The organism is Celeribacter baekdonensis (assembly GCF_003047105.1).
Classification (GTDB): domain Bacteria; phylum Pseudomonadota; class Alphaproteobacteria; order Rhodobacterales; family Rhodobacteraceae; genus Celeribacter; species Celeribacter baekdonensis_B.
Genome location: NZ_CP028475.1, coordinates 106288 through 130970, shown reverse-complemented (window position 1 = coordinate 130970; position 24683 = coordinate 106288). Strand labels below are relative to the sequence as shown.

Here is a 24683-nt window from a genome sequence, read left to right as displayed (position 1 = left end):
CGCGGCTCCCTTTTTGTTTATGGCCCCTTAAACTCCTCCTTAAGGGATTGCCGATACTCTGATGTCAGATCGTGGCGAACTCTCGCCATATGGTGACGACATAGGGTTCAAATGTTCAGTAAATTTAGACGTGTAAAATCTACGGCGCCATCGCGTCCGACCGACGTGGCCCTTCTGGCCGCTGTCGACAAGACCCATTTCATGCTCACCTGTACGCCAGACGGGTCCATCCTCTCCGCCAACGCGCAGTTCTGTCATCGTATGGGCTTTGATGAGGCGGCGATTGTTGGAACCCCTTATAAGGCCCTTGTCCGCAGCAAAGATCACACGGAATGTGCCGCACTTTGGGCCAAGCTCGCCACAGGCGAGACACATAATCAGATCATGCCGCGCCTCAATGCCGCGGGCGAAGAGGTTTGGCTCGACACCACCTATGTGCCGATCAAGGATGATCAGGGGGCCGTGGCGTATATTTCGATCATTGCCCGCGAAATCTCTGAAATGCACCTGCGTCGCCGCGACAACCGCTCCAAAGAGGACGCGATCAAACGCTCCATGGCGGTCATCGAATTCGACCTTAAGGGCAATATCCTCATCGCGAATGATCATTTTCTTGCCGCGACCGGTTATTCTATGGAGGACTTGAAAGGCAAGCATCATAGCATTTTCATGCCAAAGGATGAGGTCAACACCCAAGCCTATCGTGATTTCTGGACCCGCCTCGGACAAGGTGCCTCCGAAAAAGGGCCGGTGAAACGCATTGCGAAAGACGGGTCGACAGTCTGGCTTGAAAGCACCTATGAAACCCTGATCGACCCTGAAGGTCGGCCCTTTAAGGTGGTCAAATACGCCTTTGACATCACAACCGCCAAAAACATGGAAGCGGATGCACGGGGTCAAATCGACGCCATCCAAAAGGTGCAGGGTGTGATCGAATTCAATCCGGATGGAACGATCCGCCGCGCCAATGACACCTTTTGTCACGTCATTGGCTATGACGAATCCGAAATCATTGGCAAGCATCACAAGATTTTCGTCGACCCGACCTACGCAGGATCTTCTGACTACACCCAATTCTGGGCGCGTTTGAGATCGGGCGAAGCGCTCAGTGACGAATATGAGCGTATCGGCAAGAACGGCAAGCGCGTCACCATTAAAGCCAGCTACAACCCGATCTGTAACGCAGCAGGACAAGTTGTAAAAATCGTCAAATTTGCCGTCGACACAACCGTCTATCGCCGCACGGCTGAAACGCTCATGGCGGGGCTTGATGCCTTGGCGCATGGCAACTTGTCGGTGCAACTTGACACCGATTTGGGCGAATTCGATGACATCCGAAAGAACTTCAACACCGCCCTCGCGAAACTCAATCGAACCATGGGGAGCGTGGTCGACGGCACCCAAATCATCAAGGCAGAGGCTGATGCCATCAGCCATGCCACCGATGATTTGGCTCGGCGCACCGAAGCTCAGGCGGCAACCCTCGAAGAAAGCGCATCGGCCCTTGATGAATTGGTGGCCTCTGTTTCAGGCGTCGCGACCACCGCAGGTACAGTTCAAAATCAATCCAAAGAAGCACAGGGCTACACGGTCCAAGCGGGTGAGGTGGTTGACCGAGCCGTGAACGCGATGGACGAGATCGAATCTTCCTCGAAACAAGTCGCCTCCATCACCTCCGTCATCGACGACATCGCCTTTCAAACCAACCTTTTGGCCCTCAACGCGGGGGTTGAGGCTGCCCGCGCCGGGGATGCCGGGCGTGGCTTTGCAGTGGTGGCCTCTGAAGTCCGCGCATTGGCGCAACGTTCCTCTGACGCCGCGCGCGAAATCGCCACGCTGATCGACACCTCGAACCGTCAGGTCACAAATGGCGTTGATTTGGTGCGCGAAGCTGGGGCCGCGCTTGGCCGTATCCGTGAAGCTGTCGAAAAAATCAATTACGGGATTGAACAGGTCGCCACCTCCACGACGGAACAGGCCACTGGCCTTGGCGAATTGAGTTCGGCGATCAATCAGCTCGACCAAACCACCCAACAAAACGCCGCCATGTCAGAAGAAACAAACGCGGCCACAGTCAGCTTGCAAAGCAACATTGCGGCAATGGAACGAGACGTCCGCTTCTTCTCGACCGAAGACACGCAGGCGACAACCACACTCACCCCCTTTGACACCAGCCTATCCCGCAGCGCCTAAAGTTTTAGACGACAACACGCTGACGACGGGTGCCCGTTGAAACGCTGATATGCCTGACGTCTTTGCGACAGATGAAACGAAAAGAGGGGACACCATGTGCCCCCTCTTTTCGTTTTCACTTGCCCAGAACAGGGCCGGCCCTCTCGCTTACCGTCCCATCACATTTTAAAAATGCGGTAGATGGCCGGGATCACCAACACAGTCAAAGCCGTCGACGACAACAGCCCAAACAAAAGCGAGATCGCAAGACCTTGGAAAATCGGGTCCGCCAAGATCACCGCAGCCCCAATCATCGCGGCAATTGCGGTCAAAAGGATCGGTTTGAACCGCGTGGCCCCTGCTTCGATAAGAATATCAAGCGTCACATTGCCTTGATCATCGGCGTTGCGAATGAAATCGACCAGCAGGATCGAGTTCCGCACAATGATCCCCGCCAACGCGATGAAACCAATCATCGAGGTGGCCGAAAACGGCGCGCCGAACATCCAGTGCCCGATCATGATCCCAAGAAAGGTCAATGGCACCGGCGTCAGGATCACCAAGGGCAAGCGGAACGATCCAAACTGAGCCACGACGAGGATGTAGATCCCAAGAAGCGCCACACCAAAGGCCGCCCCCATATCGCGGAAGGTGATCCAAGTCACTTCCCACTCGCCATCCCACAACAAGGTCGGATGCTCGGTCGTCGAGGGCTGACCATGCAGTGAAATCTCAGGCTGCATCCCTTCCGGCCAGTCCATCGCATCCAACTTATCCGCAACAGCCATCATGCCATAAAGCGGCGCTTCATATTCACCGGCAAGTTCGGCCTGAACCATCGCCACATCGTAGCCATTGTGGCGGAAAATCGGGAAGGAGGTTTGTTCTTCCGTGATTTTCACCACATCGCCCAGCTCCACCACGCCGCGCCCACCGGGCAACGCGTTGGCAGGCACCGGGGTGGACAGTGTTTCGGCATCCAAAACCCGATCCGAACGATCTCGACCGATCACAATCGGGATCGGGCGGCGGCCTTCGCCACGATGGGAATAACCCACCGTCGTATAGCTGTTCAAAAGCTGAAGCGTCTGGGCGGCGTCGGTTTCATTGACTTGATAGAAATTTAGATCAGAGGGCTGCATTTCAGCCCGAATACGACGGGCCTGAACCCCGAAATTATCATCGGTATCGACGATGAAATCGACGTCTTCAAAGGCATCGCGTACCTTGCCTGCAACCGCACGCCGGGTTTCGCCATCGGGGCCATAGATTTCGGCCAGAAGCGTCGAGATCACCGGCGGACCCGGAGGAGGTTCGACCACTTTCATCGCGGTTCCCGGCGGCACTGTGATGCCCTCAAGGATTTTTTCCCGCAGTTCGAGCGCGATGTCATGCGAAGTCCGGTCGCGTTCGGTTTTCGGCAAAAGTTTGAGTTGCACCTCACCCATCTCCGGGTTTTCGCGCAAATAATAATGCCGCACGAGACCGTTGAAGTTAAAGGGGGCCGAGGTGCCCGCATGGGTCTGAACCGACATCACTTCGGGCAGGGTCATGGCCAGACGCGCGGCCTGTTGAACAATCGCATCCGTGGCCTCAACGGACGCCCCTTCTGGCAAATCGACCATAACCGCAAGTTCAGATTTGTTGTCAAAGGGCAGCAATTTAACCGTGACGTCTTTGGTGTAAAGCGCGCCGAGCGAGCCGAAAGACAGCACAATCACCGCAATCAAAAACAGCCATGCGACTTTTTTCGACGCCAAGATGGGCCGTGCAATGGAGGCATAAAACTTGCCCAATTTACCGCCTGGAAACGCGCCTTCTTCATCGTGATGAAGTTCCGCGCGCCCCGCAATCTTCAGCATCAGCCACGGCGTGATCATCACTGCCACGAAGAAGGAAAAGATCATCGCAGCCGACGCATTGGCCGGGATCGGGGACATATACGGCCCCATCAGCCCAGACACAAAGAGCATCGGCAACAGCGCCACAACCACGGTCAGCGTGGCCACGATGGTTGGATTTCCGACCTCGGCCACGGCGGCAATTGCCGCACCAAACCGGTTTTGTCCGGGCTTTTTCATGCCCCAATGGCGGGCAATGTTTTCGATCACCACGATGGCGTCATCGACCAAGATCCCGATCGAAAAAATCAGCGCAAACAGGGACACACGGTTGAGCGTATAGCCCATGATATAGGCCGCGAAGAGGGTCAAAAGGATGGTGACCGGGATCACGATGGCGACCACAATGGCCTCGCGCCAGCCAATCGCGATCAACACCAAAATGACGATGGAGACAGTCGCAAGGCCCAAGTGGAACAGCAATTCATTGGCTTTTTCATTGGCCGTTTCGCCATAATCACGGGTCACTTCGATGCTGACACTGTCGGGAATGATGCTGCCTTCCATCTCGGACACACGGGTCAAGACTTCTTCGGCCACGGTCACCGCATTGGCTCCCGCACGCTTGGCAATGGCCAAGGTCACGGCAGGACGGCGGATGATCTCTGCGGTCATGTCAATCGCGGAATGTGCGCCTTCGAGACCGGTATCGGCCCCGGCACGCGTCAGGGTCGCCACATGCTTTTCGTCGAGATCGGAGACAAAGCCAACCTCGGCCACATCACGAACGTAAACCGTGCGGCCATCGCGGGCCGTGAGTTCGAGGTTGCCGATTTCTTCCGGCGTGGTCAGGGTTTTACCGATGATCAGGCCGATTTGATCGCCACCATCGCGCAACAGGCCCGCAGGTGAGGAGGAGTTTGCGCCCTGCACTTTGCCCGCAAGCTGTTGCAAGGTGATGCCGTAAAGAGCCAGTTTTTCGGGCGACGGGGCAACCCGCAGCGCCTCTTCCGTGCCGCCAATTACATAGGTTAGGCCAACGTTTTCAATCCGGGCGAGGCGCACTTCGACCTCTTTGACGATCCGGGTGAGATCGGAGGGCATCATGGCCTCAAAGCCCTCAGCAGGGCTAAAGGTCAGCGCGACAATCGCCACATCATTGATGCCCCGGCCGACGACCAAGGGCTCCGGAATACCGACCGGGATGCGGTCAAGATTGGCCATGATTTTATCGCGCACCCGCAGAATGGCGGTGTCGGAAGGCACACCGACCATGAAGCGTGCGGAGACCATGACGTGATCATCGCGGCTGTCGGAGTAGACATGTTCAACCTGATCAATGCCTTTGACGATGGTTTCCAACGGCTCGGTCACGAGTTTGAGCGCGTCTTGCGCCTTAAGCCCGGAGGTGTCGACATGAATGTCGACCATGGGCACGGAAATCTGCGGCTCTTCTTCGCGTGGCAAAGACACAAGCGCGATCATGCCCACAGCCAAAGAGGCCAAGAGAAACAAGGGGGTGAGCGGGGAGAGGATGAAAGTGCGGGTCAAACGCCCGGCGAGGCCGAGCGCGCCCGAGACACCGTGAGGAGAGTTACTCATGAGACGTCACCACCACATCGCCAGCGGTCAAGCCGCTTAGAATTTCGACCCAAACGACACCCTCTGTTTCAATCCGATTGCCCGGAACCACCACGCGCTCGGATGGGCCGCTCGTAAGATCAACGGTGACAAAATCAAGCCCGCCGGATTGTGTCAGAGCAGTTGCGGGGACCAAAAGCCCCTCATGGCTGCCCACAGGCAAGCGCACTTGAACCCGGCGTCCGACGAAAGTGGTCTCTAAGCCTTCGACCTCGACATCGGCTTGCACCCGACCGCCCTCAATCAGCGGATAGATTTTGGCGAGCGTGCCAGATGTGGCCCCGCCCGCTTCGGTGATTTCGATGGTGTCGCCCTGTTTGAGCGTATCGGCGTAGCGTTCAGAGACACCAAGACGCAAGAACGCACCGCCTGCGCCGATGGTCGCGACCTCTTCACCGGCAAACACAACGCCGCCTTTGGACACGGGCACGGACAGCACCAAGCCGGCCTCGGGGGCAAGCACTTCGCCCTCTTCAATCTGACGCGCCACAACTTGGCGTTCGGATCTCAGGCTGGTGATCTGACCTTCGAGCACATTCACGTTGGTTTGCAGAGCTTGCAGGCTTTGGTTGGAAATCACGCCGCGCTCCGAAAGCGACTGTCCACGATCCAGATCGGCCTGCGCCTGATCCAATTGCGACCCATAAGCGTCGAGCTGGGCGTCGATGCCTTCGATTTGGAACAACAGTTTGGTGTCTTCGATGATGGCAACCCGTTGACCGGCCTCAACCATATCACCTTCGGTCACGTCGAGGGCCGAAATCGTTCCGCCGATCCGGGCACGCGCGGGCACACGGTCGCGGGTTTCAACCTCGGCATAAACCGGTTTCCATTCAATGACCGCCTGTGGGGTCACAGTCAAAGTCTCGCCAAAGGCGGGGGCAATGGCCAGAAAACTTCCGGACATCAGCGGTAAGATGAGCATTAGAGTGCGGCGCATAAGGTCCTCATTTCGGTTCTGTGAGTGTCATCACATAATATTCAATTTTTTGCATATGTAGCAAATCATATAGCATGTGCAAGCGCTGCTTGGTCTTTGAGTAGGAAAAAATGAGACATCTGTCACGGATTACTGCGTTTTTTCGTCCCTGCCCTCACCAAAACCAAACTGCGCCCCTCCACGCGCCACTGTTTGACGTGCAATCGAGACCGATTTGATCACAGCGTGACAAGGCATACCTTGTTTTAGGTCAAGAGCCGCGGTGGAGCGTTTGGTCACCCGCGCCAAAACCACGCCCGCAGGCGTTGCGAGCGACACCATAACGCCCGCCCCCTCGCCCCTGCGGATTTGCGCAATGGTCCCGGGCATAATATTCAGCGCCGACAGCCCCTCTGGGCGGGATGGCGACAAGATCACATCCTGTGCCGCAATTCTCAACCGGACTTGCGTGCCGGGTGCTGCGTCCAATTTGGGCAAAAACAATGGCACGCCTCCGGCAGACAGTTCGGTCAGACCATCCGCATGATGCGCCTGCACCTGTGCCTGAATGAGCGCCCCCGCGCCATGCACACCTGCGGGCATGAGGTTTGGATCGCCAAGGATTTCAACCGCCCCACCCTGCCCCGTGATGCGCCCAGCCTCAAAGGCCACCACCGTTGTCGCCAGACGCGCGACCTCGGCGGGACTGTGACTGACATAGAGGATCGGGATCTCAACCTCATCACGAAGCCGTTCAAAATACGGGAGAATTTCGTCTTTTCTGGCGTCATCAAGCGCCGCTAAAGGTTCATCGGCCAAGATCAAATCCGGCCCGGACAGCAACGCGCGGCCAATAGCGACCCGTTGCTGTTCGCCTCCTGATAACCCGGCAGGACGCCGATCTAACACAGGCCCGATGCCCAGCATCTCGACCATTTGCGCCACCTCAGCCTCGGGGACATCGCGGCCGGAAAAGCGCCGGCCATAGTCGAGATTTTGCCGCACAGACATATGTGGAAACAGCCGGGCATCTTGGAAAATCGTGCCGATCCGACGTTTGTGCGGCGGCAGGCAAATCCCGGCCCCCGTGTCACATAACACCCGGCCATTGATCACCACGCGCGCCTCATCTGGGACAAACAACCCGGCAATCGCGCGGATCACCGTGGATTTGCCCGACCCCGACCGGCCAAACAGCGCCGTGATCCCCGAGGGCACATCAAATTGCGCCTCAAGGTCAAAGCCTTCGAATTGATGGCGGAGTTGAACCGAAATACTCATGCGCCGCGTGCCCGTTTGGCCATGCGGCGGGCCAGAATCTCTGACAGGATCAGCGCACTCATCGCCAAAACGATCGAAACCACCACCAATCTTAGGGCCGCATTTTCACCGCCGGGTACCTGCAAAAACGCGTAGATAGCCGAAGGCAATGTGCGGGTTTGACCCGGAATGTTGGAGACAAAGGTGATCGTCGCGCCAAATTCACCCAGAGCCTTGGCAAAGGCCAAAACCACTCCGGCCAGCACACCGGGCAAGGCCAAGGGCAACGTCACGGTCCAAAACACTCGGATCGGTGAGGCACCAAGAGAGGCGGCGGCGGCCTCCAATTTGGGATCGACCGCCTCGATTGACAGGCGGATTGCCCGCACCATCAAAGGAAAGCCCATGATCGCCGCAGCCAAAGCGGCACCGCTCCAGCGAAAGGCAAAAACAATCCCGATGTCTTGAAGCGCCGCGCCAATCGGTGCACGCGCGCCAAACGTCATCAACAACAGATAGCCCGTAACCACAGGCGGAAGGATCAACGGCAAATGCACCAACCCATTGAGGATCTCACGCCCCACAAAGCGCCAGCGCGCCAAGGCAAAGGCGGCGAAAATGCCCAAAGGCAGGCTGAGGAGCGCGGCCCAAAAGGCCACTTTGAGAGACAGAGCCACGGCCTGCCACTCTGCAGCGCCCAAGCCAAACCACTGTGCCACCTGCCCCGTCATTTGGTCTCCATCATCGTCACAATCCCATTCGTCTAAAACCGCATATCAAGCCACGCCAGGGCCTATCTGCGCTCTGCGTCTTGAAAATTTTCACCATAATGGTGGGCAAGCGTCAAAGTGCAAGCCCTTCAAAGCGTGGCGCAAGGCTCCAAATTTACCCGCCATCATGCGAACACCACAGTAAATCCACCAAAGAATCGGCAGACTTTTGCGAGTAGAAAATAAAATTCCCACATGAAACTGCGCTCTAGCTATAAACCGTGATACAAACCCGCGGGATCGCTATCCCCGATCCAAAGAATCGCGCAAGGCAGGCGCAGTAATACGTGTTTCAAATAACCAGTCGCTATTCGCGGGGGGGCGAATATGTCCATTTTATCAAAAAATAGTAACGATCTGTCCAAAGGGGCGCGTCCCGTTCCACCCCAGTCAGGATTTTTTTATAGAAAAGGCGGTAAACGCGCTTTTGACCTGCTGCTCGCCGCCGCGATGATCCCCTTTCTTTTGCCGGTGATCTTGGTGCTCGCCCTTCTTGTGCGCCTTGACGGTGGTCCTGCATTTTATATGCAGCGCCGGGTTGGACGAAACGGCAAACTGTTCCAGTTTTATAAGCTTCGCAGCATGCGCCAGAATGCCGATGAGCTTTTGGAACGCTTGTGCCGTGAAGATCCCGAGGTTGCGGAAGAGTGGCTTAAGTATCAAAAATTACGCCATGATCCCAGGATCACCAAAGTGGGTCAGTTCATTCGTGCCACCAGCCTCGATGAGTTGCCTCAACTTTTGAACGTCATCAAAGGCGATATGAGCTTTGTCGGACCGCGTCCGTTTATGACGAGCCAGCAGATGCTGTATGAGGCGGCCAATGGTTGGGCGTATTTTGAAATGCGCCCCGGCATCACTGGTGTTTGGCAAATTTCAGGGCGCGGGGAGACCAGTTTCACCGACCGCGTCCGCTACGATCACCTCTATTACAGACGCCTGAGCTTGCGCACGGATATAGCCTTGATTGCGCGCACAGCCGGGGTCGTTTTGAAACAAACCGGACACTGAGCGGCGCGCTGTCTCGCTCAGTTTTTGAACAAACACGCGGCTTTCACACGGGTTGCACGCAGATCAGTCTTCACCCACGTGCCCTCACGCACCAGCCCGTCAAACGCCTCGCCCGGACAGGTGATGTCACCGACGGAAATCACCAAGACGGAGCCAAGCATCTCCTCCGGCAGTGTGAAATTTTGGGCATAATAGCTTGAAGGACGCCCTGTTTCGGGCATGGCATAGAGGGCCACATCACGATCGCGGCCCGTATAAAACAAATCGGCCAAGACATCACGATTGGACGCAACAACAGGCAGGTCCTCGCGCTCGGCCAAGGTCAGGATGCTCTCGGAGAGGGCATGACGACCAAGATAGCGGTTCAAAAGCGGCTTATCGCCCGACATCGGCCACGGGGCGAGGATGAGCAAGACCGGAAGCGTCACGGCCAAAATGCCATTCAGGGCAAGAGCCGCAATCCGTCCCCCCCGCGGCAAGACCATCACCACCAAAACCGTACCGGCGAAATAGGTGGCAATTGCCCAATTGGCATAGGCCTTATCCATAAGCGACTGAATGGACACGGCAAAAATGGCAGGGATCGACAAGAGTATAAGAGCGACATGGGCCTGAGTGCGCGGGCGCAGATAGGCCCAGACCAGTGCCGCCATCGGGATCACGCCAAAGACACCAAACTGGCTGCCGAAAAACGTCAGGAGTGAGCCGAGGTCGAATTTTGCGCCGTGCCGCACCCAACCGGCATTGTCCATCGTGTGCGACACGGTGGTCAAATCATGCGAGAGGTTCCACACAACATTGGGCGAGATCACCAAGGCAAAGCCCAGGATCATCACGGCAAGATTGCGCCAACCGGGTCGCATCATGGGCACAAAAATCATCGCCAACCCGGCCCCGGCCAAGATGTAAATGGCGGCATATTTCGCCATAAAGGCCAGTCCGGCACACACGCCGACTGCCAGCGCGTCAGAGGCCCGCCGCGTTTCGGCGGTGCGGAACAGAAACAAAAGCGCGGCGGCATAAAACGGTGCCATGATCGTATCGGTCGAGATCATCACCGAACCGAGACTGACGAAAGGCAGCGAGAGATAGAGTGCCACGGTCCAAAGCGCGGCGGTGCGCCCGGCCAACCGCGCAGCCAGTGCGCCCAAGATCAAAGCCGTGATGCCATGCAACACCGCACCGGGCATCCGCACCCAAAACGCCGCATCGGAGCCAGCCAGATCGGTGACCAAACGGATCACCCAGCCGATCAATGGCGGTTTGGAATAATACCCGAAATCAAGGTTTTGGCCCCAAAACCAATATTGCACCTCATCCACGAACAGGTCTGTGTGATCAAAGGCAAGCGCCAAAAGCCGCAGGCCAACGGCCACGACGACAAGGATCAGAGCGCCCGGAAGCCACTCATTCAGACGGGGTGGGTTGGGCGCGTCGTTTTGCATAAATCAGCCAAAGGTTGCGGGCGTAAATAAAGACGCCGAGGGCCTGCCCCAGAATAAACACGGGGTCGGCCCGATAGAGCGCATAGATCAAAAGCATCACGCCGCCGATCAGAGAGAAATACCAAAACGCGACGGGCATGACGCTGTCTTTGGCCCGTTCAGAGGCGATCCATTGCAACAGAAACCGCGCCGTGAACATGAGCTGCGCGGCCAGTCCAAAAACCACCCACCACAGCTCGGCAACACTGTCGACGTGGAGCATATTCATCAGCATTTGCATAAGCTTAGCCTTGATCTTCGGAACGGGTAACTTCGGTGGGCTGAGCTTTTTTGCGACGTTTCAAAAGCCACGCCACCCCGATCAAATCAGTCGCACCGACAAGCGCGCGCTGAAGATTGGAATAATGCGAGCGACCGCCGCCACGCGCCGCATGGGACACGTCGACATGGGCAATGGTCCAACCGTCGCGAGCAAAGAGCGCAGGTAAATAGCGGTGCATGTGATCGAAATAGGGCAGCGCCAAAAAGTCATCGCGGCGAAAGGCTTTTAGGCCACATCCGGTGTCACGGGTGCCATCTTTGAGAATTTTGGAGCGCAGCGCATTGGCAAATTTAGAGGCGTAGCGTTTGGACCAAGTGTCTTGTCGGGCCACGCGTTGACCCGCGACGAGCCCGATCTGCGCACTGTTTGGTCCTTTGAAAGGGGCCAGCATGTTCGGGATCTCAGACGGCGGGTTTTGACCATCGCCATCGAGCGTGCAGATATACGTACCACGCGCGGCACGCACACCCGAATGCACCCCCGCCGATTGACCGCCGGAGCGGTTGTGACGGATCACCCGAAGCTCGGGCATCTGGGTCATACGTCGGGCAAGGATGTCGGCCATGCCATCATCAGAGGCATCGTCGATGACGATCACTTCCCACGGGCCAATAGCGGTACAGGCTTGCGCAATGCCATCCAGCAAAGTCTCGATGTTTTCGGCCTCATTGCGGGCGGGAATGATGATGGAAGTGTCACACATATCTCGTACTCAAGGCCTTTTTCCGTTCACGCGGTCCATCACTGTGCGATTAAAGGAGCGCTGTCGTGATGTAAAGAGAAAGCCCCTTAGCGCCCCCCCGGCGTGCCCGCGCAAACAAGCCCCCCACTCCGCACGAGATGGGGGCTTGACCTTCGGGTCGCTCTCGCGGCCGTCAGGATGCAGGGTCGCTTTGCGGTTTTCTGAGGATGGACTGGACGGTGTAGACCAAGATCGCCATGCCGACCGCGCCCATCCCAGCCACGCCCAAAAGCACGCCGACATCAATGGCCCCGCCGATGTCGGAAAGCGCGGAATGGGTCATGGCCATCACAAACCAGACCGCACCAATCGCGCCCAATGGCATGGAAAGTTGTGCCCAAAGGAATTTGCGCCAACTCACCGACCGATCCCGGATCAGCACATAGATATAGCCGACAGTCACCAAAACGGCAGCGACAACCATGGCCCAAAACAGACCCCGACCAAAGATTTCCTCGAACACAGCAAGGAGGGTTTGAACTGTTAAATCTTTCATTGCGCGCGCTCCTTATGCTTTGCCACGCAGCATGGCGTTATAGGTGGCTTTCAGGGCGACCTCTTTCATCAACCACGAAATCCATAGCTCTTCGAGCGGGGGAATGATGCCGGGGAAGGAGGGGGTGAGGTTGTTGTTGTAATCAAATTCGACCAACATGGCGCGGCCGATTTTGGTGATCATCGGGCAAGAGGTATAGCCGTTGTAGGTCTCGCTCGGCTCGGTGCCCGCGATGGCGGAGAGGATTTGATCCTCGACCACCGGCACTTGCCATTTCACCGACGCGGCGGTTTTGCCCTTTGGGACGCCTGCCACATCGCCAAGCGCCCAAATTTCGGGGTAGCGCAGGTGTTGCAACGTGGCCATGTCGCATTCGACCCAGCCTTGGTCGGTCCATTTGTCGGCCCAGGAGAGACCGGATTGGCGGATCACCTCAGGCGCACGCTGCGGCGGGATGACGTGCAGATAATCATAGTCAATCTCATCTGTACCATCAGCAGTGGTGAATGTTGCGCGTTTGGTGCCAACGTCAATGGATGTGAGAACGTGATGATACACTGGCGCAATAGTCCGATCCCCAAAGATCATGCGGACCTTTTCCGACACAATCGGCACCCCAAACAGCGCGCCATCATGGGCGGCGTAGGTGATTTCGGCTTTGCCTCGGTGTCCGGCGCGGCGCAGGCGGTCATCAATCAGAAACGTGTGTTTCAAAGGCGCGCCGGCACATTTCATTTCGGTGCCCGGACGGGTGAACACACCGTGACCGCCCTCTTCGATAAATGTCGAGGCGGCTTTCCATGTGGCACTGGCGTATTGCGGCCCGGCATACAAAGCGCCGATGCCGTTTTCGCCTACCATATCAAGGGAAAAGCCCTCGATCGCGTCATGATCGAGTACAAGCCCGGGGGCCACGACGAGGAAATCGTATGCAAGCGTGTCACCGCTTTCGGTTGATACGGTTTTCGCGACGGGGTCTATGGCGGCGGCTTTTTGCGCGATCAACGTGACGCCTTTGGGCAACCAATCGGTTGTTTTGGAGGTGACGTAATCGGCAGATTTGAGACCGGCGGCGACCAATGTCAGACCGGGTTGATAGAGATGCTCTTGGCGCGGATCAAGCAGGGTGATCTGAGCGCCTTCAAGGCGGGTGACCAAACGGTTGGCCAGTGCTGTGCCGCCCGCGCCCGCACCGATAATGACGATTTTGGCCGATGTTTTGAGGGGGGAGGCCTCAGCCTGGCCGGAGCTTGCGGCAAGGGCCGTTGCGCCGATGGCGAGGCCTAAGAATCCGCGCCGATCAAGCGGGAGTGAAGAACGGGTGTACATAGGGATCTCCGCATTAACGTATGCATATGTATGCATTTATTTGAGGTGAAAAATCTGCCCCGAAGGACAGCGTATCTGGGATTATTGGTCCCGAGGGCGGGGAACTACATCCGCCCTCGGGGGTCGCACCTCCTGACAGGGACGCGAAGTCAGGCGGCGGTGTCTTCGTCAGCCTCTTGGGTGAGGCGCGCATCTTCGCGCATCTCAAGCCACATCGCATTGAGCACAGCGAAAAGGGCAGCGAGCGGGAGGCCTAAAAGCCAAGCGAAATACCACATAAGTCTTTCCTTTCTCAGTAGCTTTGCGAGTTTTGGGTGACGTCCTCTTCGGTCACTTTGCCCCAGAGGACTTTGTAAACCCAAGAGGTGTAGGCGAGGATGAGCGGGACAAAAATGATTGCACAGACCAGCATCACAAAGAGGGTGAGATGCGAGGAGGAGCTGTCCCAAACGGTGAGCGAGCTTGCCGGATCAACGGTCGAGGGCAGGATGAACGGGAACATCGTTAACCCGACCGAAGAGATGATGCCAAAGATCGCGAGCTTGGAGAACAAGAGCGTAGAGACTTCGCGGCCTGCGCGCAGCCCCATCACGGCCAGAGCAATGCCAGCAAAGCCCATGATCGGGGCCACAGCAATCCAAGGCCGGGTGGCGTAGGCGTCCATCCAGCTACCACCACGGGTGACGTCGGAGAACAGCGGATTAGACGGCCCGTCTTTGACCACCTCACCAACAATCTGATAGCCCTCAATGCCGAAGGCCAACCAAAGCCCCGCAAGCGCATAAGACACCGCAGCAACGATCCCCGCAACGGCCCCGATGCGACGGGCGCGCTCAGCAATCACGCCTTCGGTTTTCAGGCCAAGCCAGGCAGAGCCGTGCATCAACAACATGGACAGCGACACCACACCGGCCAAAAGCGCATAGGGGTTCAAAAGGCCCAAGAGCTTCATGATCGAGTTGCCCTCATACATCGGCATCAACATGTCAGGGGTGAGGTAGAACGGCACACCTTGCAACACGTTGCCAACAGCCACACCAAAGATCAGCGCAGGCACCGCACCGCCCACGAACAGCGCCCAATCCCATGTCGTCCGCCATGTCGCACTTTCGCGTTTGGACCGATATTTAAAACCCACAGGCCGTAGGATCAGCGCGGCAAGCACCAAGAACATCGCAAGGTAAAAGCCCGAGAACGACACCGCATAAAGCGGCGGCCAAGCGGCGAAAATCGCCCCCCCGCCCAAGATGAACCACACTTGGTTGCCTTCCCAAACCGGGCCGATGGTGTTGATGATCACCCGGCGTTCGGTGTCGGATTTGCCAACGAAAGGCAACAAGGCCCCGACCCCCAAATCAAAGCCGTCGGTCAGGGCAAAGCCAATCAGGAGCACGCCCAAAAGCGCCCACCAGATCACGCGGAGGATGTCGAAAGAGATCAAGTCGTGAAGGATCATGTCATTTACTCCGCAGGGGTTTCAGCAAAGGGGCCTTGGCCATCATGGGTGCGCAGACGGTGCGAATGGCGCTCCATCCATGTGTCGGTTTCTGCAACATCCATATAGGGGCCTTTTTTGATGTATTTGAGCATCAAGCCCATCTCGACGATGAACAGCACGGTGTAGAACACCACAAAGCCTGTCAGCGTGATCAGAAGGTCGGTGATCGACAGGTTCGAGGCCGACAAGGCGGTGGGCAGAATGCCATCCACGGTCCAAGGTTGGCGGCCAAATTCGGCGACGAACCAGCCAAGCTCGGCGGCAATCCACGGGGCCGGAATGATGATCACGCCCAAACGCAGTGCCCAGCGCGGGAATTGCATGCCTTTGAACGAGGCGCGGTAAAAGAAAAACGCCATGACCGTGATGAAGCTAAAGCCCAGCCCGACCATGATGCGGAAGGCCCAGAAGATCGGCCAAACGCCCGGCACGGTGTCGTCTGCGGCCTGTTGGATTTGCGCCTCTGTGGCCTCTCTTGGATCATCGACATAGCGTTTGAGCAAGAGGGCATAGCCCAAATCCTCGGAGTGTTCTTCGAATGTGGCGCGCACATCCGCCGGAGTATTGTCGCGCTCAGACCGGATGGTCATCAGCGCGTCATAGGCGATGATACCGGAACGGACTTTGTCTTTTGATTCAGCGACAAGTTGATCAATGCCCGGAATTTCATGCGTCAAAGAGCGCGTGCCAATCAGGCCCATCACATAGGGGATTTCGATGGCATAATGGGTTTCGCGCGCCTCTTTGTCCGGAAAACCGATCAACGTGAACGGCGCAGGCGCCGGATGGGTTTCCCACATCGCCTCGATCGCCGCGAGTTTCATTTTTTGAGTGTGCGAAGCGGAGTACCCAGACTCATCGCCCAAAACCACCACAGACAAGGCGGCCGCCAAGCCAAAGGCCGACGCAACAGCAATCGAGCGGCGGGCCAATTCCATGTGGAGGCCCTTCAAGAGATACCACGACGAAACACCCAGCACGAACACAGAGGCGGTGACATAACCTGCCGAAACGGTGTGAACGAATTTGGCCTGCGCCACCTCGTTAAACACGACCTCGAAGAAATTGGTCATTTCCATGCGCATCGTGTCGGGGTTGAACACGGCCCCCACCGGGTTTTGCATCCACCCATTGGCGATCAAAATCCACAGCGCCGAGAAATTCGACCCGATGGCAACCAACCAAGCGACCACAAGGTGCGCGGTACGCGACAGCTTGTCCCAGCCAAAGAAAAACAACCCGACAAAGGTGGCTTCAAGGAAAAAGGCCATCAAACCCTCAATCGCCAAAGGCGCGCCGAAAATGTCACCGACGTAATGAGAATAATAGGACCAGTTCATCCCGAACTGAAATTCCATCGTGATGCCGGTGGCGACGCCCAGGACAAAGTTGATCCCAAACAGCGTACCCCAGAATTTCGTCATCTGCCGCCAAATCGGGCGGCCCGTCATCACATACACAGTCTCCATAATCGCGACGATGATCGACAGACCCAGCGTCAGCGGCACAAAGAGAAAGTGGAAAAGTGCTGTCGACGCGAATTGCAGACGCGACAGCTCGACCAATCCGAACTCCATTGTCTCATGCTCCTATTACGCGAGAAACATATCTCGCAGATATATATTTAAGACCTTGCATAAGTCGCGGCACAGATCAGCACTTTGACTCACATCAATAAATGCAATATTACAGATATATCTTTTTGTGACCGCGACATGGGCGCGCGCCCTCCGCTTTGGCACTCAATTTCATGTGACATCAGGGCCAAGATCGGCCCAGTTTAACCCAATGTCAAAATTCGATCAGACGCACCCTGCTCTTCGGCCCGATGCGCCGCCATCAAAACGCCGGTGTTCGGCAACGCCGCCCGAATCCCGGCCAGCACACGCAAGGACGTGGCGTGGTCCAAGCCTTCGGTCGGCTCATCCAAAAGCAAAACCAAAGGCTTGCGCAACACGGCCCGCGCCAGCACAAGACGGCGTGCTTCGCCCCCCGACAGGCCCGCGCCGCGTGGCCCAAGCCGCATCGACAGGCCGCCTTTGGCGCGCACGACATCGTCCAAGGCGACCGCCGCAAGCGCCGCCCAAAGCGCGTCATCCTCGGCCTCTGGCGCCACAATTCGCAAATTCTCCGCCACTGTGCCGCGCAAAAGCGACGCGCGCTGCCCCACCAAAGTGACAGAGCCGGGTGAACATTGCGTGACGGGGTGATCACAGAGGCGCACCTGCCCACCGGAGGGTGACAGTGCCCCTGCACCAAGCAAAAGCACTGTGGTTTTGCCGACGCCCGATGGCCCTTTGAGCGCGACCCACTCGCCGGGTTTGAGCGTCAGATCAAAACCGTCAATCACGCGGCGCGCCCCTGCGTTGCGGGCAAAACTGACGTCCGAGAAAATCAAATCCGTTGAGCCGTTCGGCACAGAATGCACGATGGGTGCGACCTCCGGGCCAAGCTGCTCCGACACCCGTCGTGCGGCCCCGATCATCCGACCAATCTCGGCCACAGCCCGACGCAGAGGCGCAAGCGTTTCCATCAAGGCAAGGGCGGCAAAAAATCCAATCGCGGCACGGGCGGGTGAAATCTCGCCCATTTCGGCCAAATGCCCGCCAATCCAAAGCGCAGACCCCGCGGCCAAGGCACTGACCGCCATCAAGGCGGCCCCGATTTGACGCTCCAGATGATCGGTGTGTGTGGCCGCCGATTGACGGCGCATTTCCGCGCTGCGGGAGGTTTCTGTCTGTGTCGTCAGTTGGCCATAGACCGCCAGATCTTCGCGCCCGGTGATCAGGTCAATGAGCCGCGAACGAAACGCCTGCGCCGCCATTTCCATCCGCTTTGATGGCGTCTGCGCCCGTCGAATGCCCCAAAGCAACACGCCCGCGCCACCAATGGTGAACAGCCCGAAAATCGCCAAGCCCACACGCAGATCGACCAGCCATGAGATCACCGCAAAAGCGACGATTTGGGTCACGGCCCCGGCAATCAGCGGCAAAAACAGCCGCAAAGGCACGCCATCAAGGGCATCGACATCGGCAACGATCCGGTTGAGCGCCTGTGCGCCGCGCAGACGGATCAGCCGATCATAAGACCGCGCCGCAACCCGGCTCAAAAGCGCCACCCGCAATCGGGTCAGCGCCCGCAACGTGGCGTCATGGGTGAGGATGCGTTCGCCGTAGCGCGTCGCGGTGCGACCAATCGCCAAGAACCGCACCATGGCGGAAGGGCGGAACACGTCAAACACCGCACCCGCGCCAATCAAACCCGCAGCAGAAGCCGCCGTGATGAACCACCCCGACAGGCCCAACAAAGCCGCGCCCATCATCAGCACGAGGGTGGACAACAACAGGCCACGCATAAGCGATGTCGTCTCACCTTTGACCATGAGGGTGAAAATGCGCCACAAAGCGGTCATTGGGCGGCCTCCGCATCAAGAGGATGATCTTCGGGCTGAATGTCGACGACTTGATCCATGCGCGCGATCAGCACCGGATCATGGGTGGCGACAATCACCGTCGCCCCACGCGCGGCCAAGGCCATGAGACCCTCAGTGATGCGATCCGCCGTGTCGCGGTCAAGATCGGCGGTCGGTTCATCGGCCAGCACAACATCGGGGTTTGCCGCGAGTGCGCGGGCTAACATCACCCGCCGTGCCTCACCGCCTGACAGCCCGCCGCCAGTTTCCCCCAACAGGGTCAAATCGCCCTTGGGCAGGGTTTTAAGGACATCTTTAAGCGCCGCCGCGTCGATCACATCAGGCGTCAAAGGCGCACCGAAGGTGATGTTGTGACGTAGAGAGCGGCCCAAAAACATCGGCGCTTGTGGCATCCAGCCAAGGCGGGCGCGCCATGCGTCGGCAATCTCGGCGGTGAGCGGCTGCCCCGCCACGGTGATCTCGCCCGAGGCCGGGTGTTCCAGCCCCGCGATCAGACGCAAAAGCGTGGTTTTTCCCGCCCCGGACGGACCGGACAACGCGATGCGCGCACCTGGTGAGATTATGAGATCTGGATAGGAGATCAAACGCGGGCCACGTTGGGCCGACACGCCTGCGAGCGTGATCTCTGCCGGAGCTGGCAAAGGCGCAGAGGCGGCCCCTTTGCCCAAAAGCGGCGTAGATGTCGCGTCTTGCCACGCGGCCAAATCCTTGGCCACGGCCAACCCCGCCGCCTTGTCATGCCACGCCGCAGACAGGTCTCGCAAAGGTTGGAAATAATCGGGCGAAAGCAGTAAGAGGAACATCCCGGCCCAGGGCGTCAACCCCGCGCCGTAAGCGCCCCAAGACAGTTCGCCCAAAAGCGAAAACCCGACCCAGACCGCGACCATTGCCACGCCCAAAGCGGCAAAGAGTTCGAGCACGGTGGAGGACAGGAACGCGACGCGCAACACGGCCATGGTGCGGGCGCGCAAGTCATCGGCTGCGGTTTCAAATTGCATGATCACCCGTGGAGAGGCCCCTAAAAGACGCATATCCGCCAATGCCGCCAACCGATCAACCAACAGGTCGTTGAGCGTGCCGATCTCGGACATTTGCCGTTCGGACGCCTCTTTGGCGGCATAGCCCACGAGCGCCATGAACACCGGAATAAGCGGGCCAGCGATCAAAAGCACCACACCCACCGCCCAAGAGTGCCAAAACGCCAGCGCGAGGATGACCAAAGGCACGGTTTTGACCCGCGCCTGCGCCGGGGCGTAGCGGGTGATGTAAGGCAAAAGCGCGTCGAGTTTTTCGCAAGCCAAAGCCGCCAGCGCGCCGGGGCCGCCAAAGGTGGAGGTGCCAACGCTTTGGGCTTCACGGTCCAAAATCTCTTGCCGGGTCTGGGTGACAATCGACTGGCCTGCGCGAAACAACAGCCCCTCTGCGATATACGAAAGGGCAAGGCGCAGCGCGGCGAGGGCCAGAAATCCCAACGAGCCCGCAACAACCGACACGCCACCTACCCCGGTCAAAAGCCGCGAAAACACCGAAGCCACCAGAGCCGCTTGCACCACCCACACAAGTGCGGACAGGGCGCTGAGCCGTGAGGCATATTTGATCCCCTTGGCCTCACGCGACAAAAGCGTCGCGAGCACCTGTCGCTCGGGCGCGACGGCTTTGGTTTTTTTCAGTTTTGTCATGCGCGCGTGATCCGAGCGGTGTTTTTGATTGTTATGCGCCTTTGCTGGCATGCTCAGACAGGTAGCGCAATCTTTGATACCGCATAGGGGGCCCATCTGCGGCGGGGTGTCTCACCTTTGGGGCGAAAATGCCGCCTGTTACAAAATCTTCACTTGGGGTTTTTATATAATTCTATTATTCGCGAATTATGGAAAAGATGACATTCGACTCACCCATGGCCCAAACCGCCTTTGCCGCTCTTGGACACGAAGGGCGGCTTGCGGTGTTTCGCCTATTGATGCGCTTTGCGCCCCATCCGGTGCGCCCGTCCGAAATGGTCGCCGCGCTGGATCTGAAAGCCAACACCCTGTCCGGTTACTTGTCTGATTTGACACAGGCCGGGCTGATCCACGCCAAACGCGACGGGCGCTCGTTGTATTATGAGGTCGACTTGGCCGCCTGCGAGGGCTTGGTCGGCTATCTGGTCAACGATTGTTGCCGCGGACGTCCCGAAATTTGCCCCGAGGAGACTCGCTTGTCCCACACATCCCCCTACCGCGTGTTGTTCCTGTGTTCAGGCAATTCCGCACGATCCATCATGGCCGAGGCGATCCTCAACGCGGTGGGCCATGGCCGATTTGTCGCCTTTTCGGCTGGAACCCGCCCCAATGGTGCGGTCCACCCGATGACCCTCTCGCTTTTAGAACGCAATGGTCATGACACCACAGGACTGACATCCAAAGACATTACGACCTTTCAAACCAAAGAGACGCCTGCCTTTGATTTCGTGTTCACCGTCTGTGACTTGGCCGCAAGCGAAGACTGCGCCCCCTGGATTGGCCAGCCTTTGAGCGCCCATTGGGGATTGCCCGACCCGGTCAAAGCGACCGGCACCGAGGCGGAGAAAGCTCTCGCCTTTGCGCAGACCTACAGCCAGCTCTTTCACCGGATCAAAGCCTTTGCCGCACTGCGTCTGGACGGGTTGGACCGGCTGTCACTTCAATCTCAGATCGACCAGATTTCCGGTTCTGAAAGGACCCCGTCATGACCCAGACCTCAGCTCCAAAAATCGCGCTCAACGGCCTTGGTCGGATGGGAAAACTGGCCCTTCGTGACCTGTTTGATCGCGGCCTTGGCGAGAATATCGTGTTGATCAATGACCTCGCTGGAGACGCAGAGCAGCACGCGCTGTTGCTGGAATTTGACTCGGTTCATGGCCGATGGGGCGCACAGATTTCGCATGATGCCGACAGCCTGACGGTGAACGGCACCCATATGATGTTGACCCGCCACACCCGGATCGAAGACCTGCCTTTGGCCGCACTCGACGTCGATCTGGTGATTGACTGCACCGGGGTGTTTAAAACCGCCGACACAATCGCCCCCTATTACGAGGCCGGGGTGAAAAAAGTGGTGGTCTCCGCCCCGGTCAAAGACGGTGGCGCGCTCAATCTGGTCTACGGGGTGAACCATCACCTCTATGATCCGGCCACGCATAATCTGGTGACGGCGGCGTCCTGTACCACCAATTGTTTGGCCCCGGTGGTCAAAGTGATCCACGAAACCCTTGGCATCAAACATGGGTCGATCACCACGATCCATGACGTGACCAACACCCAAACCATCGTGGATCGCCCCGCCAAAGACATGCGCCGGGCGCGCTCAGCGATGACCAACCTGATCCCGACCACCACCGGGTCGGCCACGGCGATCACATTGATCTACCCCGAACTGAAAGGCCGTTTGAACGGCCATGCAGTCCGGGTGCCTTTGCTCAATGCCTCTTTGACCGATTGCGTCTTTGAGGTCGAACGCGAAACCACCGCCGAAGAGGTCAACGCCCTGTTCAAAGCCGCATCCGAAGGCGAACTTGCGGGCATTTTGGGCTATGAGACCCGGCCGCTCGTGTCCTGTGACTATATCAACGACCCGCGTTCAAGCATTGTTGATGCGCAATCGACCATGGTGATCCACGGCACACAGGTCAAAATCTACGCCTGGTACGACAATGAATGGGGCTATGCCTGCCGTTTGGCCGATGTTGCCCGTTTGGTGGCAGGGTCGATGTGATGAGTTCGACCACGCCCCAGCAAAACCCCTTGCGCGCCTATATGGCGGTGACTGCATCGTACTGGGCCTTCATGCTCTGTGATGGTGCTTTGCGAATGCTGGTCCTATTGCATTTCAATGGGTTGGGGTTTTCTCCGATCCAATTGGCGTGGCTGTTTTTGCTCTATGAGGTGGCGGGGATCGTGACCAATCTCACCGCCGGATGGTTGGCCGCGCGGTTTGGTTTGGCGGCCACCTTGTTTGCCGGACTGGCGATCCAAATTGCCGCCTTGGTGGCACTGGCGGGTCTCAACCCGGCGTGGTCCGTTGGCGTCTCTGTCGTCTATGTCATGGCCGTTCAAGGCGCGTCCGGCGTGGCGAAAGATTTGGCGAAAATGTCGTCCAAATCGGCGGTGAAACTCTTGGCCCCGACGGGAGACGGCACACTGTTTCGATGGGTCGCCGTCCTGACAGGATCGAAAAACGCCGTCAAAGGTTTGGGCTTTTTCGTCGGTGCAGCGATGTTGGGCCTCGTCGGGTTCAAACTGTCGTTGTGGAGCATGGCCACGCTTTTGGCGGTGATCCTGATCTCGGTGGTCCTGTTTTTGCCAAAAGGTTTGCCCGTTGGCAAAAAGGGCACCAAATTCTCCGCCGTGTTCTCCAAGGACACGCGCGTCAATCAACTCTCCTTGGCGCGGATGTTCCTGTTTGGCGCGCGCGATGTGTGGTTTGTCGTCGGCCTGCCGATCTATTTTCACGATGTGCTCTCGGATGGCACACCCGAAGGGGGGCGCGAGGCGTTTTTCATCGTTGGCGGTTTTATGGCGCTGTGGATCATCGCCTATGGCGCGGTGCAAGGCTTTGCCCCGAAACTTCTCAACGCCGCCTCTCACAGCGTCACGCAGACCACGCGATCGGCCATGCATTGGGCCGGATTTTTAACGCCGATCCCTTTCGCCCTCGCAGGCCTAGCCCTGATCTCGGGTGCGCCAACGCTCTGGCTCACGCTCTCTTTGGTCGCCGGGCTTTTGCTCTTTGGCTTTGTCTTTGCGATCAATTCCTCGGTGCATTCCTATCTCATCCTCGCCTTCTCTGGCACGGATCGCGTCACCATGGATGTCGGATTTTACTACATGGCCAATGCCGGGGGGCGGCTTTTGGGCACGCTTTTGTCGGGTCTCTCCTATCAGGCGGGGGGCCTGCCCCTTTGCCTTGCCACGGCGGGGATCATGGCCGGACTAAGTTTTCTCAGCGTCCGCAGATTGAGCCGGTGACGACCGGTCAGTGCCATGCTTTGCAAACGCTCTGCAATCCGGGCACCTCACTATCGGGTTTGAATAGCCCTTTTGCAAACCCGCCCCCGAAAGCGGTTTGGACTAAAATCCCATAAAATAAGGCTTTACCGCGCCTGTCTTCGCCGGGTAACACTCGGCGCCAAGACCTTTGGCCCTCGGGACCTCCATTTCGGCGGCCAAACAAAAATATAACAAAAACGGCAAAAATCAAAACCGCACCAGACAGAGGACCCACTTTCATGACCACACGCGACATCGTTTTCATCGCCCTGTTCGCCGCCATCACTGCGGTGGCGGGCGTCTTTCCGCCGATCACCTTGCCGGTCCTGTCAGTGCCAATCACCGCACAATCGCTGGGCGTGATGCTTGCGGGTGGCGTTCTGGGCGCAAAGCGCGGCGCATTGTCGATCATCTTGCTGCTGGTGCTGGTCGCGATTGGATTGCCGCTTTTGTCCGGCGGGCGCGGCGGTTTGGCGGTGTTCTTTGGACCCTCCGCAGGCTTTTTGGCCGGTTGGGTCTTGGCCGCGTTTGTCATCGGCTGGCTCACTGAAAAATTCTGGGATGGTTTGTCCTTTCTCCACGCCGCCCTCATTTGCGCCTTTGGTGGCATCGTTGTGATGTATCTGGTCGGCATTCCATGGATCACCCTGTCCGCAGGTGTGCCCCTGTCCAAAGCCATCGGCGGTTCTATTGCCTTTGTCCCCGGCGATCTGGTCAAATGCGTGATCGCGGCGGGTGTCATGATCACCGTCAAGCGCAGCTATCCGATCATCGGCGCGCGCGCCGCCTAACTTGGATCAA

The 24683-nt window shown here is 57.9% G+C and carries 20 protein-coding genes; 6 read left to right on the top strand and 14 right to left on the bottom strand.

The window, feature by feature from the left end:
* The first annotated feature begins 111 nt into the window (after window positions 1-111).
* On the top strand, window positions 112-2193 hold the full coding sequence (locus DA792_RS03935) for a methyl-accepting chemotaxis protein (protein ID WP_107718284.1): 2082 nt from the start codon (window positions 112-114) through the stop codon (window positions 2191-2193).
* Between the two features lie 158 nt (window positions 2194-2351).
* Here DA792_RS03935 and DA792_RS03930 read toward each other — a convergent pair whose 3' ends face one another.
* The 4 genes from DA792_RS03930 to modB all read right to left on the bottom strand — a co-directional run bounded on the left by DA792_RS03930 (window position 2352) and on the right by modB (window position 8564).
* Complete coding sequence (locus DA792_RS03930; RefSeq protein WP_107718282.1) at window positions 2352-5615, bottom strand: efflux RND transporter permease subunit; 3264 nt, start codon at window positions 5613-5615, stop codon at window positions 2352-2354.
* Window positions 5608-6594, bottom strand: a complete 987-nt coding sequence (locus DA792_RS03925; protein ID WP_107718280.1) for an efflux RND transporter periplasmic adaptor subunit — start codon at window positions 6592-6594, stop codon at window positions 5608-5610. Before DA792_RS03925 ends, DA792_RS03930 begins: the two co-directional genes overlap by 8 nt.
* 129 nt (window positions 6595-6723) lie before the next feature.
* Window positions 6724-7854, bottom strand: a complete 1131-nt coding sequence (modC, locus tag DA792_RS03920) for a molybdenum ABC transporter ATP-binding protein (RefSeq protein WP_107718278.1) — start codon at window positions 7852-7854, stop codon at window positions 6724-6726.
* A complete protein-coding gene (modB, locus tag DA792_RS03915) occupies window positions 7851-8564 on the bottom strand; it encodes a molybdate ABC transporter permease subunit (RefSeq protein ID WP_107718276.1) in 714 nt (237 codons plus the stop codon). The genes modC and modB overlap by 4 nt, the downstream gene beginning before the upstream one ends.
* A gap of 366 nt (window positions 8565-8930) precedes the next feature.
* Here modB and DA792_RS03910 point away from each other — a divergent pair, with 366 nt between their 5' ends.
* Window positions 8931-9614 (top strand): sugar transferase, encoded by a 684-nt coding sequence (locus tag DA792_RS03910; protein ID WP_107718274.1) that lies wholly within the window; start codon window positions 8931-8933, stop codon window positions 9612-9614.
* Between the two features lie 17 nt (window positions 9615-9631).
* Here the strand turns inward: DA792_RS03910 and DA792_RS03905 are convergent, their stop codons facing one another.
* The 10 genes from DA792_RS03905 to cydD all read right to left on the bottom strand — a co-directional run bounded on the left by DA792_RS03905 (window position 9632) and on the right by cydD (window position 20558).
* Window positions 9632-11059, bottom strand: a complete 1428-nt coding sequence (locus tag DA792_RS03905; RefSeq protein ID WP_107718272.1) for an ArnT family glycosyltransferase — start codon at window positions 11057-11059, stop codon at window positions 9632-9634.
* Window positions 11022-11327: a lipid-A-disaccharide synthase N-terminal domain-containing protein gene (locus DA792_RS03900; protein WP_254679349.1), complete on the bottom strand. Its 306-nt coding sequence runs from the start codon at window positions 11325-11327 to the stop codon at window positions 11022-11024. Before DA792_RS03900 ends, DA792_RS03905 begins: the two co-directional genes overlap by 38 nt.
* A 16-nt stretch (window positions 11328-11343) precedes the next feature.
* Window positions 11344-12084, bottom strand: a complete 741-nt coding sequence (locus DA792_RS03895) for a glycosyltransferase family 2 protein (RefSeq protein WP_107718270.1) — start codon at window positions 12082-12084, stop codon at window positions 11344-11346.
* 172 nt (window positions 12085-12256) lie between these two features.
* On the bottom strand, window positions 12257-12619 hold the full coding sequence (locus DA792_RS03890; protein WP_107718268.1) for a DUF5368 domain-containing protein: 363 nt from the start codon (window positions 12617-12619) through the stop codon (window positions 12257-12259).
* A 12-nt stretch (window positions 12620-12631) separates the two neighbouring features.
* On the bottom strand, window positions 12632-13948 hold the full coding sequence (locus DA792_RS03885; RefSeq protein ID WP_107718266.1) for an NAD(P)/FAD-dependent oxidoreductase: 1317 nt from the start codon (window positions 13946-13948) through the stop codon (window positions 12632-12634).
* A 149-nt stretch (window positions 13949-14097) separates the two neighbouring features.
* Complete coding sequence (gene cydX / locus DA792_RS03880) at window positions 14098-14226, bottom strand: cytochrome bd-I oxidase subunit CydX (RefSeq protein ID WP_107718263.1); 129 nt, start codon at window positions 14224-14226, stop codon at window positions 14098-14100.
* Window positions 14227-14240: 14 nt separating this feature from the next.
* A complete protein-coding gene (gene cydB, locus DA792_RS03875) occupies window positions 14241-15404 on the bottom strand; it encodes a cytochrome d ubiquinol oxidase subunit II (protein ID WP_107718261.1) in 1164 nt (387 codons plus the stop codon).
* Window positions 15405-15409: 5 nt separating this feature from the next.
* Complete coding sequence (locus DA792_RS03870) at window positions 15410-17023, bottom strand: cytochrome ubiquinol oxidase subunit I (protein WP_107718258.1); 1614 nt, start codon at window positions 17021-17023, stop codon at window positions 15410-15412.
* Window positions 17024-17226: 203 nt separating this feature from the next.
* The gene (cydC, locus tag DA792_RS03865) at window positions 17227-18858 is read right to left on the bottom strand and encodes a thiol reductant ABC exporter subunit CydC (RefSeq protein WP_107718256.1); all 1632 of its coding nucleotides are present in this window, start codon (window positions 18856-18858) and stop codon (window positions 17227-17229) included.
* Entirely contained in the window at window positions 18855-20558 is a 1704-nt protein-coding gene (cydD, locus tag DA792_RS03860) for a thiol reductant ABC exporter subunit CydD (RefSeq protein ID WP_254679348.1), read from the bottom strand. The genes cydC and cydD overlap by 4 nt, the downstream gene beginning before the upstream one ends.
* A 197-nt stretch (window positions 20559-20755) precedes the next feature.
* Here cydD and DA792_RS03855 point away from each other — a divergent pair, with 197 nt between their 5' ends.
* From DA792_RS03855 to DA792_RS03835, 4 genes are all read left to right on the top strand, one after another.
* A complete protein-coding gene (locus DA792_RS03855; RefSeq protein WP_254679347.1) occupies window positions 20756-21586 on the top strand; it encodes an arsenate reductase/protein-tyrosine-phosphatase family protein in 831 nt (276 codons plus the stop codon).
* On the top strand, window positions 21583-22608 hold the full coding sequence (locus DA792_RS03850; RefSeq protein ID WP_107718251.1) for an ArsJ-associated glyceraldehyde-3-phosphate dehydrogenase: 1026 nt from the start codon (window positions 21583-21585) through the stop codon (window positions 22606-22608). The genes DA792_RS03855 and DA792_RS03850 overlap by 4 nt, the downstream gene beginning before the upstream one ends.
* Window positions 22608-23861: an organoarsenical effux MFS transporter ArsJ gene (arsJ, locus tag DA792_RS03845; RefSeq protein WP_107718249.1), complete on the top strand. Its 1254-nt coding sequence runs from the start codon at window positions 22608-22610 to the stop codon at window positions 23859-23861. The genes DA792_RS03850 and arsJ overlap by 1 nt, the downstream gene beginning before the upstream one ends.
* Before the next feature lie 260 nt (window positions 23862-24121).
* Window positions 24122-24673 carry a biotin transporter BioY gene (locus DA792_RS03835; protein ID WP_107718245.1) on the top strand — a complete coding sequence of 184 codons (552 nt, stop codon included), beginning with the start codon at window positions 24122-24124 and terminating at the stop codon, window positions 24671-24673.
* Window positions 24674-24683: the final 10 nt, after the last annotated feature.

Coding starts and splice junctions, on each gene's coding strand:
- DA792_RS03885 (WP_107718266.1), bottom strand. CDS start 13,948: ATGTACACCCGTTCTTCACTCCCGCTTGATCGGCGCGGATTCTTAGGC.
- cydX (WP_107718263.1), bottom strand. CDS start 14,226: ATGTGGTATTTCGCTTGGCTTTTAGGCCTCCCGCTCGCTGCCCTTTTC.
- DA792_RS03900 (WP_254679349.1), bottom strand. CDS start 11,327: ATGAATATGCTCCACGTCGACAGTGTTGCCGAGCTGTGGTGGGTGGTT.
- modC (WP_107718278.1), bottom strand. CDS start 7,854: ATGAGTATTTCGGTTCAACTCCGCCATCAATTCGAAGGCTTTGACCTT.
- DA792_RS03910 (WP_107718274.1), top strand. CDS start 8,931: ATGTCCATTTTATCAAAAAATAGTAACGATCTGTCCAAAGGGGCGCGT.
- DA792_RS03870 (WP_107718258.1), bottom strand. CDS start 17,023: ATGGAGTTCGGATTGGTCGAGCTGTCGCGTCTGCAATTCGCGTCGACA.
- DA792_RS03890 (WP_107718268.1), bottom strand. CDS start 12,619: ATGAAAGATTTAACAGTTCAAACCCTCCTTGCTGTGTTCGAGGAAATC.
- DA792_RS03835 (WP_107718245.1), top strand. CDS start 24,122: ATGACCACACGCGACATCGTTTTCATCGCCCTGTTCGCCGCCATCACT.
- DA792_RS03855 (WP_254679347.1), top strand. CDS start 20,756: ATGACATTCGACTCACCCATGGCCCAAACCGCCTTTGCCGCTCTTGGA.
- cydC (WP_107718256.1), bottom strand. CDS start 18,858: ATGACCGCTTTGTGGCGCATTTTCACCCTCATGGTCAAAGGTGAGACG.
- DA792_RS03905 (WP_107718272.1), bottom strand. CDS start 11,059: ATGCAAAACGACGCGCCCAACCCACCCCGTCTGAATGAGTGGCTTCCG.
- DA792_RS03930 (WP_107718282.1), bottom strand. CDS start 5,615: ATGAGTAACTCTCCTCACGGTGTCTCGGGCGCGCTCGGCCTCGCCGGG.
- cydD (WP_254679348.1), bottom strand. CDS start 20,558: ATGACAAAACTGAAAAAAACCAAAGCCGTCGCGCCCGAGCGACAGGTG.
- DA792_RS03925 (WP_107718280.1), bottom strand. CDS start 6,594: ATGCGCCGCACTCTAATGCTCATCTTACCGCTGATGTCCGGAAGTTTT.
- arsJ (WP_107718249.1), top strand. CDS start 22,608: ATGAGTTCGACCACGCCCCAGCAAAACCCCTTGCGCGCCTATATGGCG.
- modB (WP_107718276.1), bottom strand. CDS start 8,564: ATGACGGGGCAGGTGGCACAGTGGTTTGGCTTGGGCGCTGCAGAGTGG.
- DA792_RS03895 (WP_107718270.1), bottom strand. CDS start 12,084: ATGTGTGACACTTCCATCATCATTCCCGCCCGCAATGAGGCCGAAAAC.
- cydB (WP_107718261.1), bottom strand. CDS start 15,404: ATGATCCTTCACGACTTGATCTCTTTCGACATCCTCCGCGTGATCTGG.
- DA792_RS03935 (WP_107718284.1), top strand. CDS start 112: ATGTTCAGTAAATTTAGACGTGTAAAATCTACGGCGCCATCGCGTCCG.
- DA792_RS03850 (WP_107718251.1), top strand. CDS start 21,583: ATGACCCAGACCTCAGCTCCAAAAATCGCGCTCAACGGCCTTGGTCGG.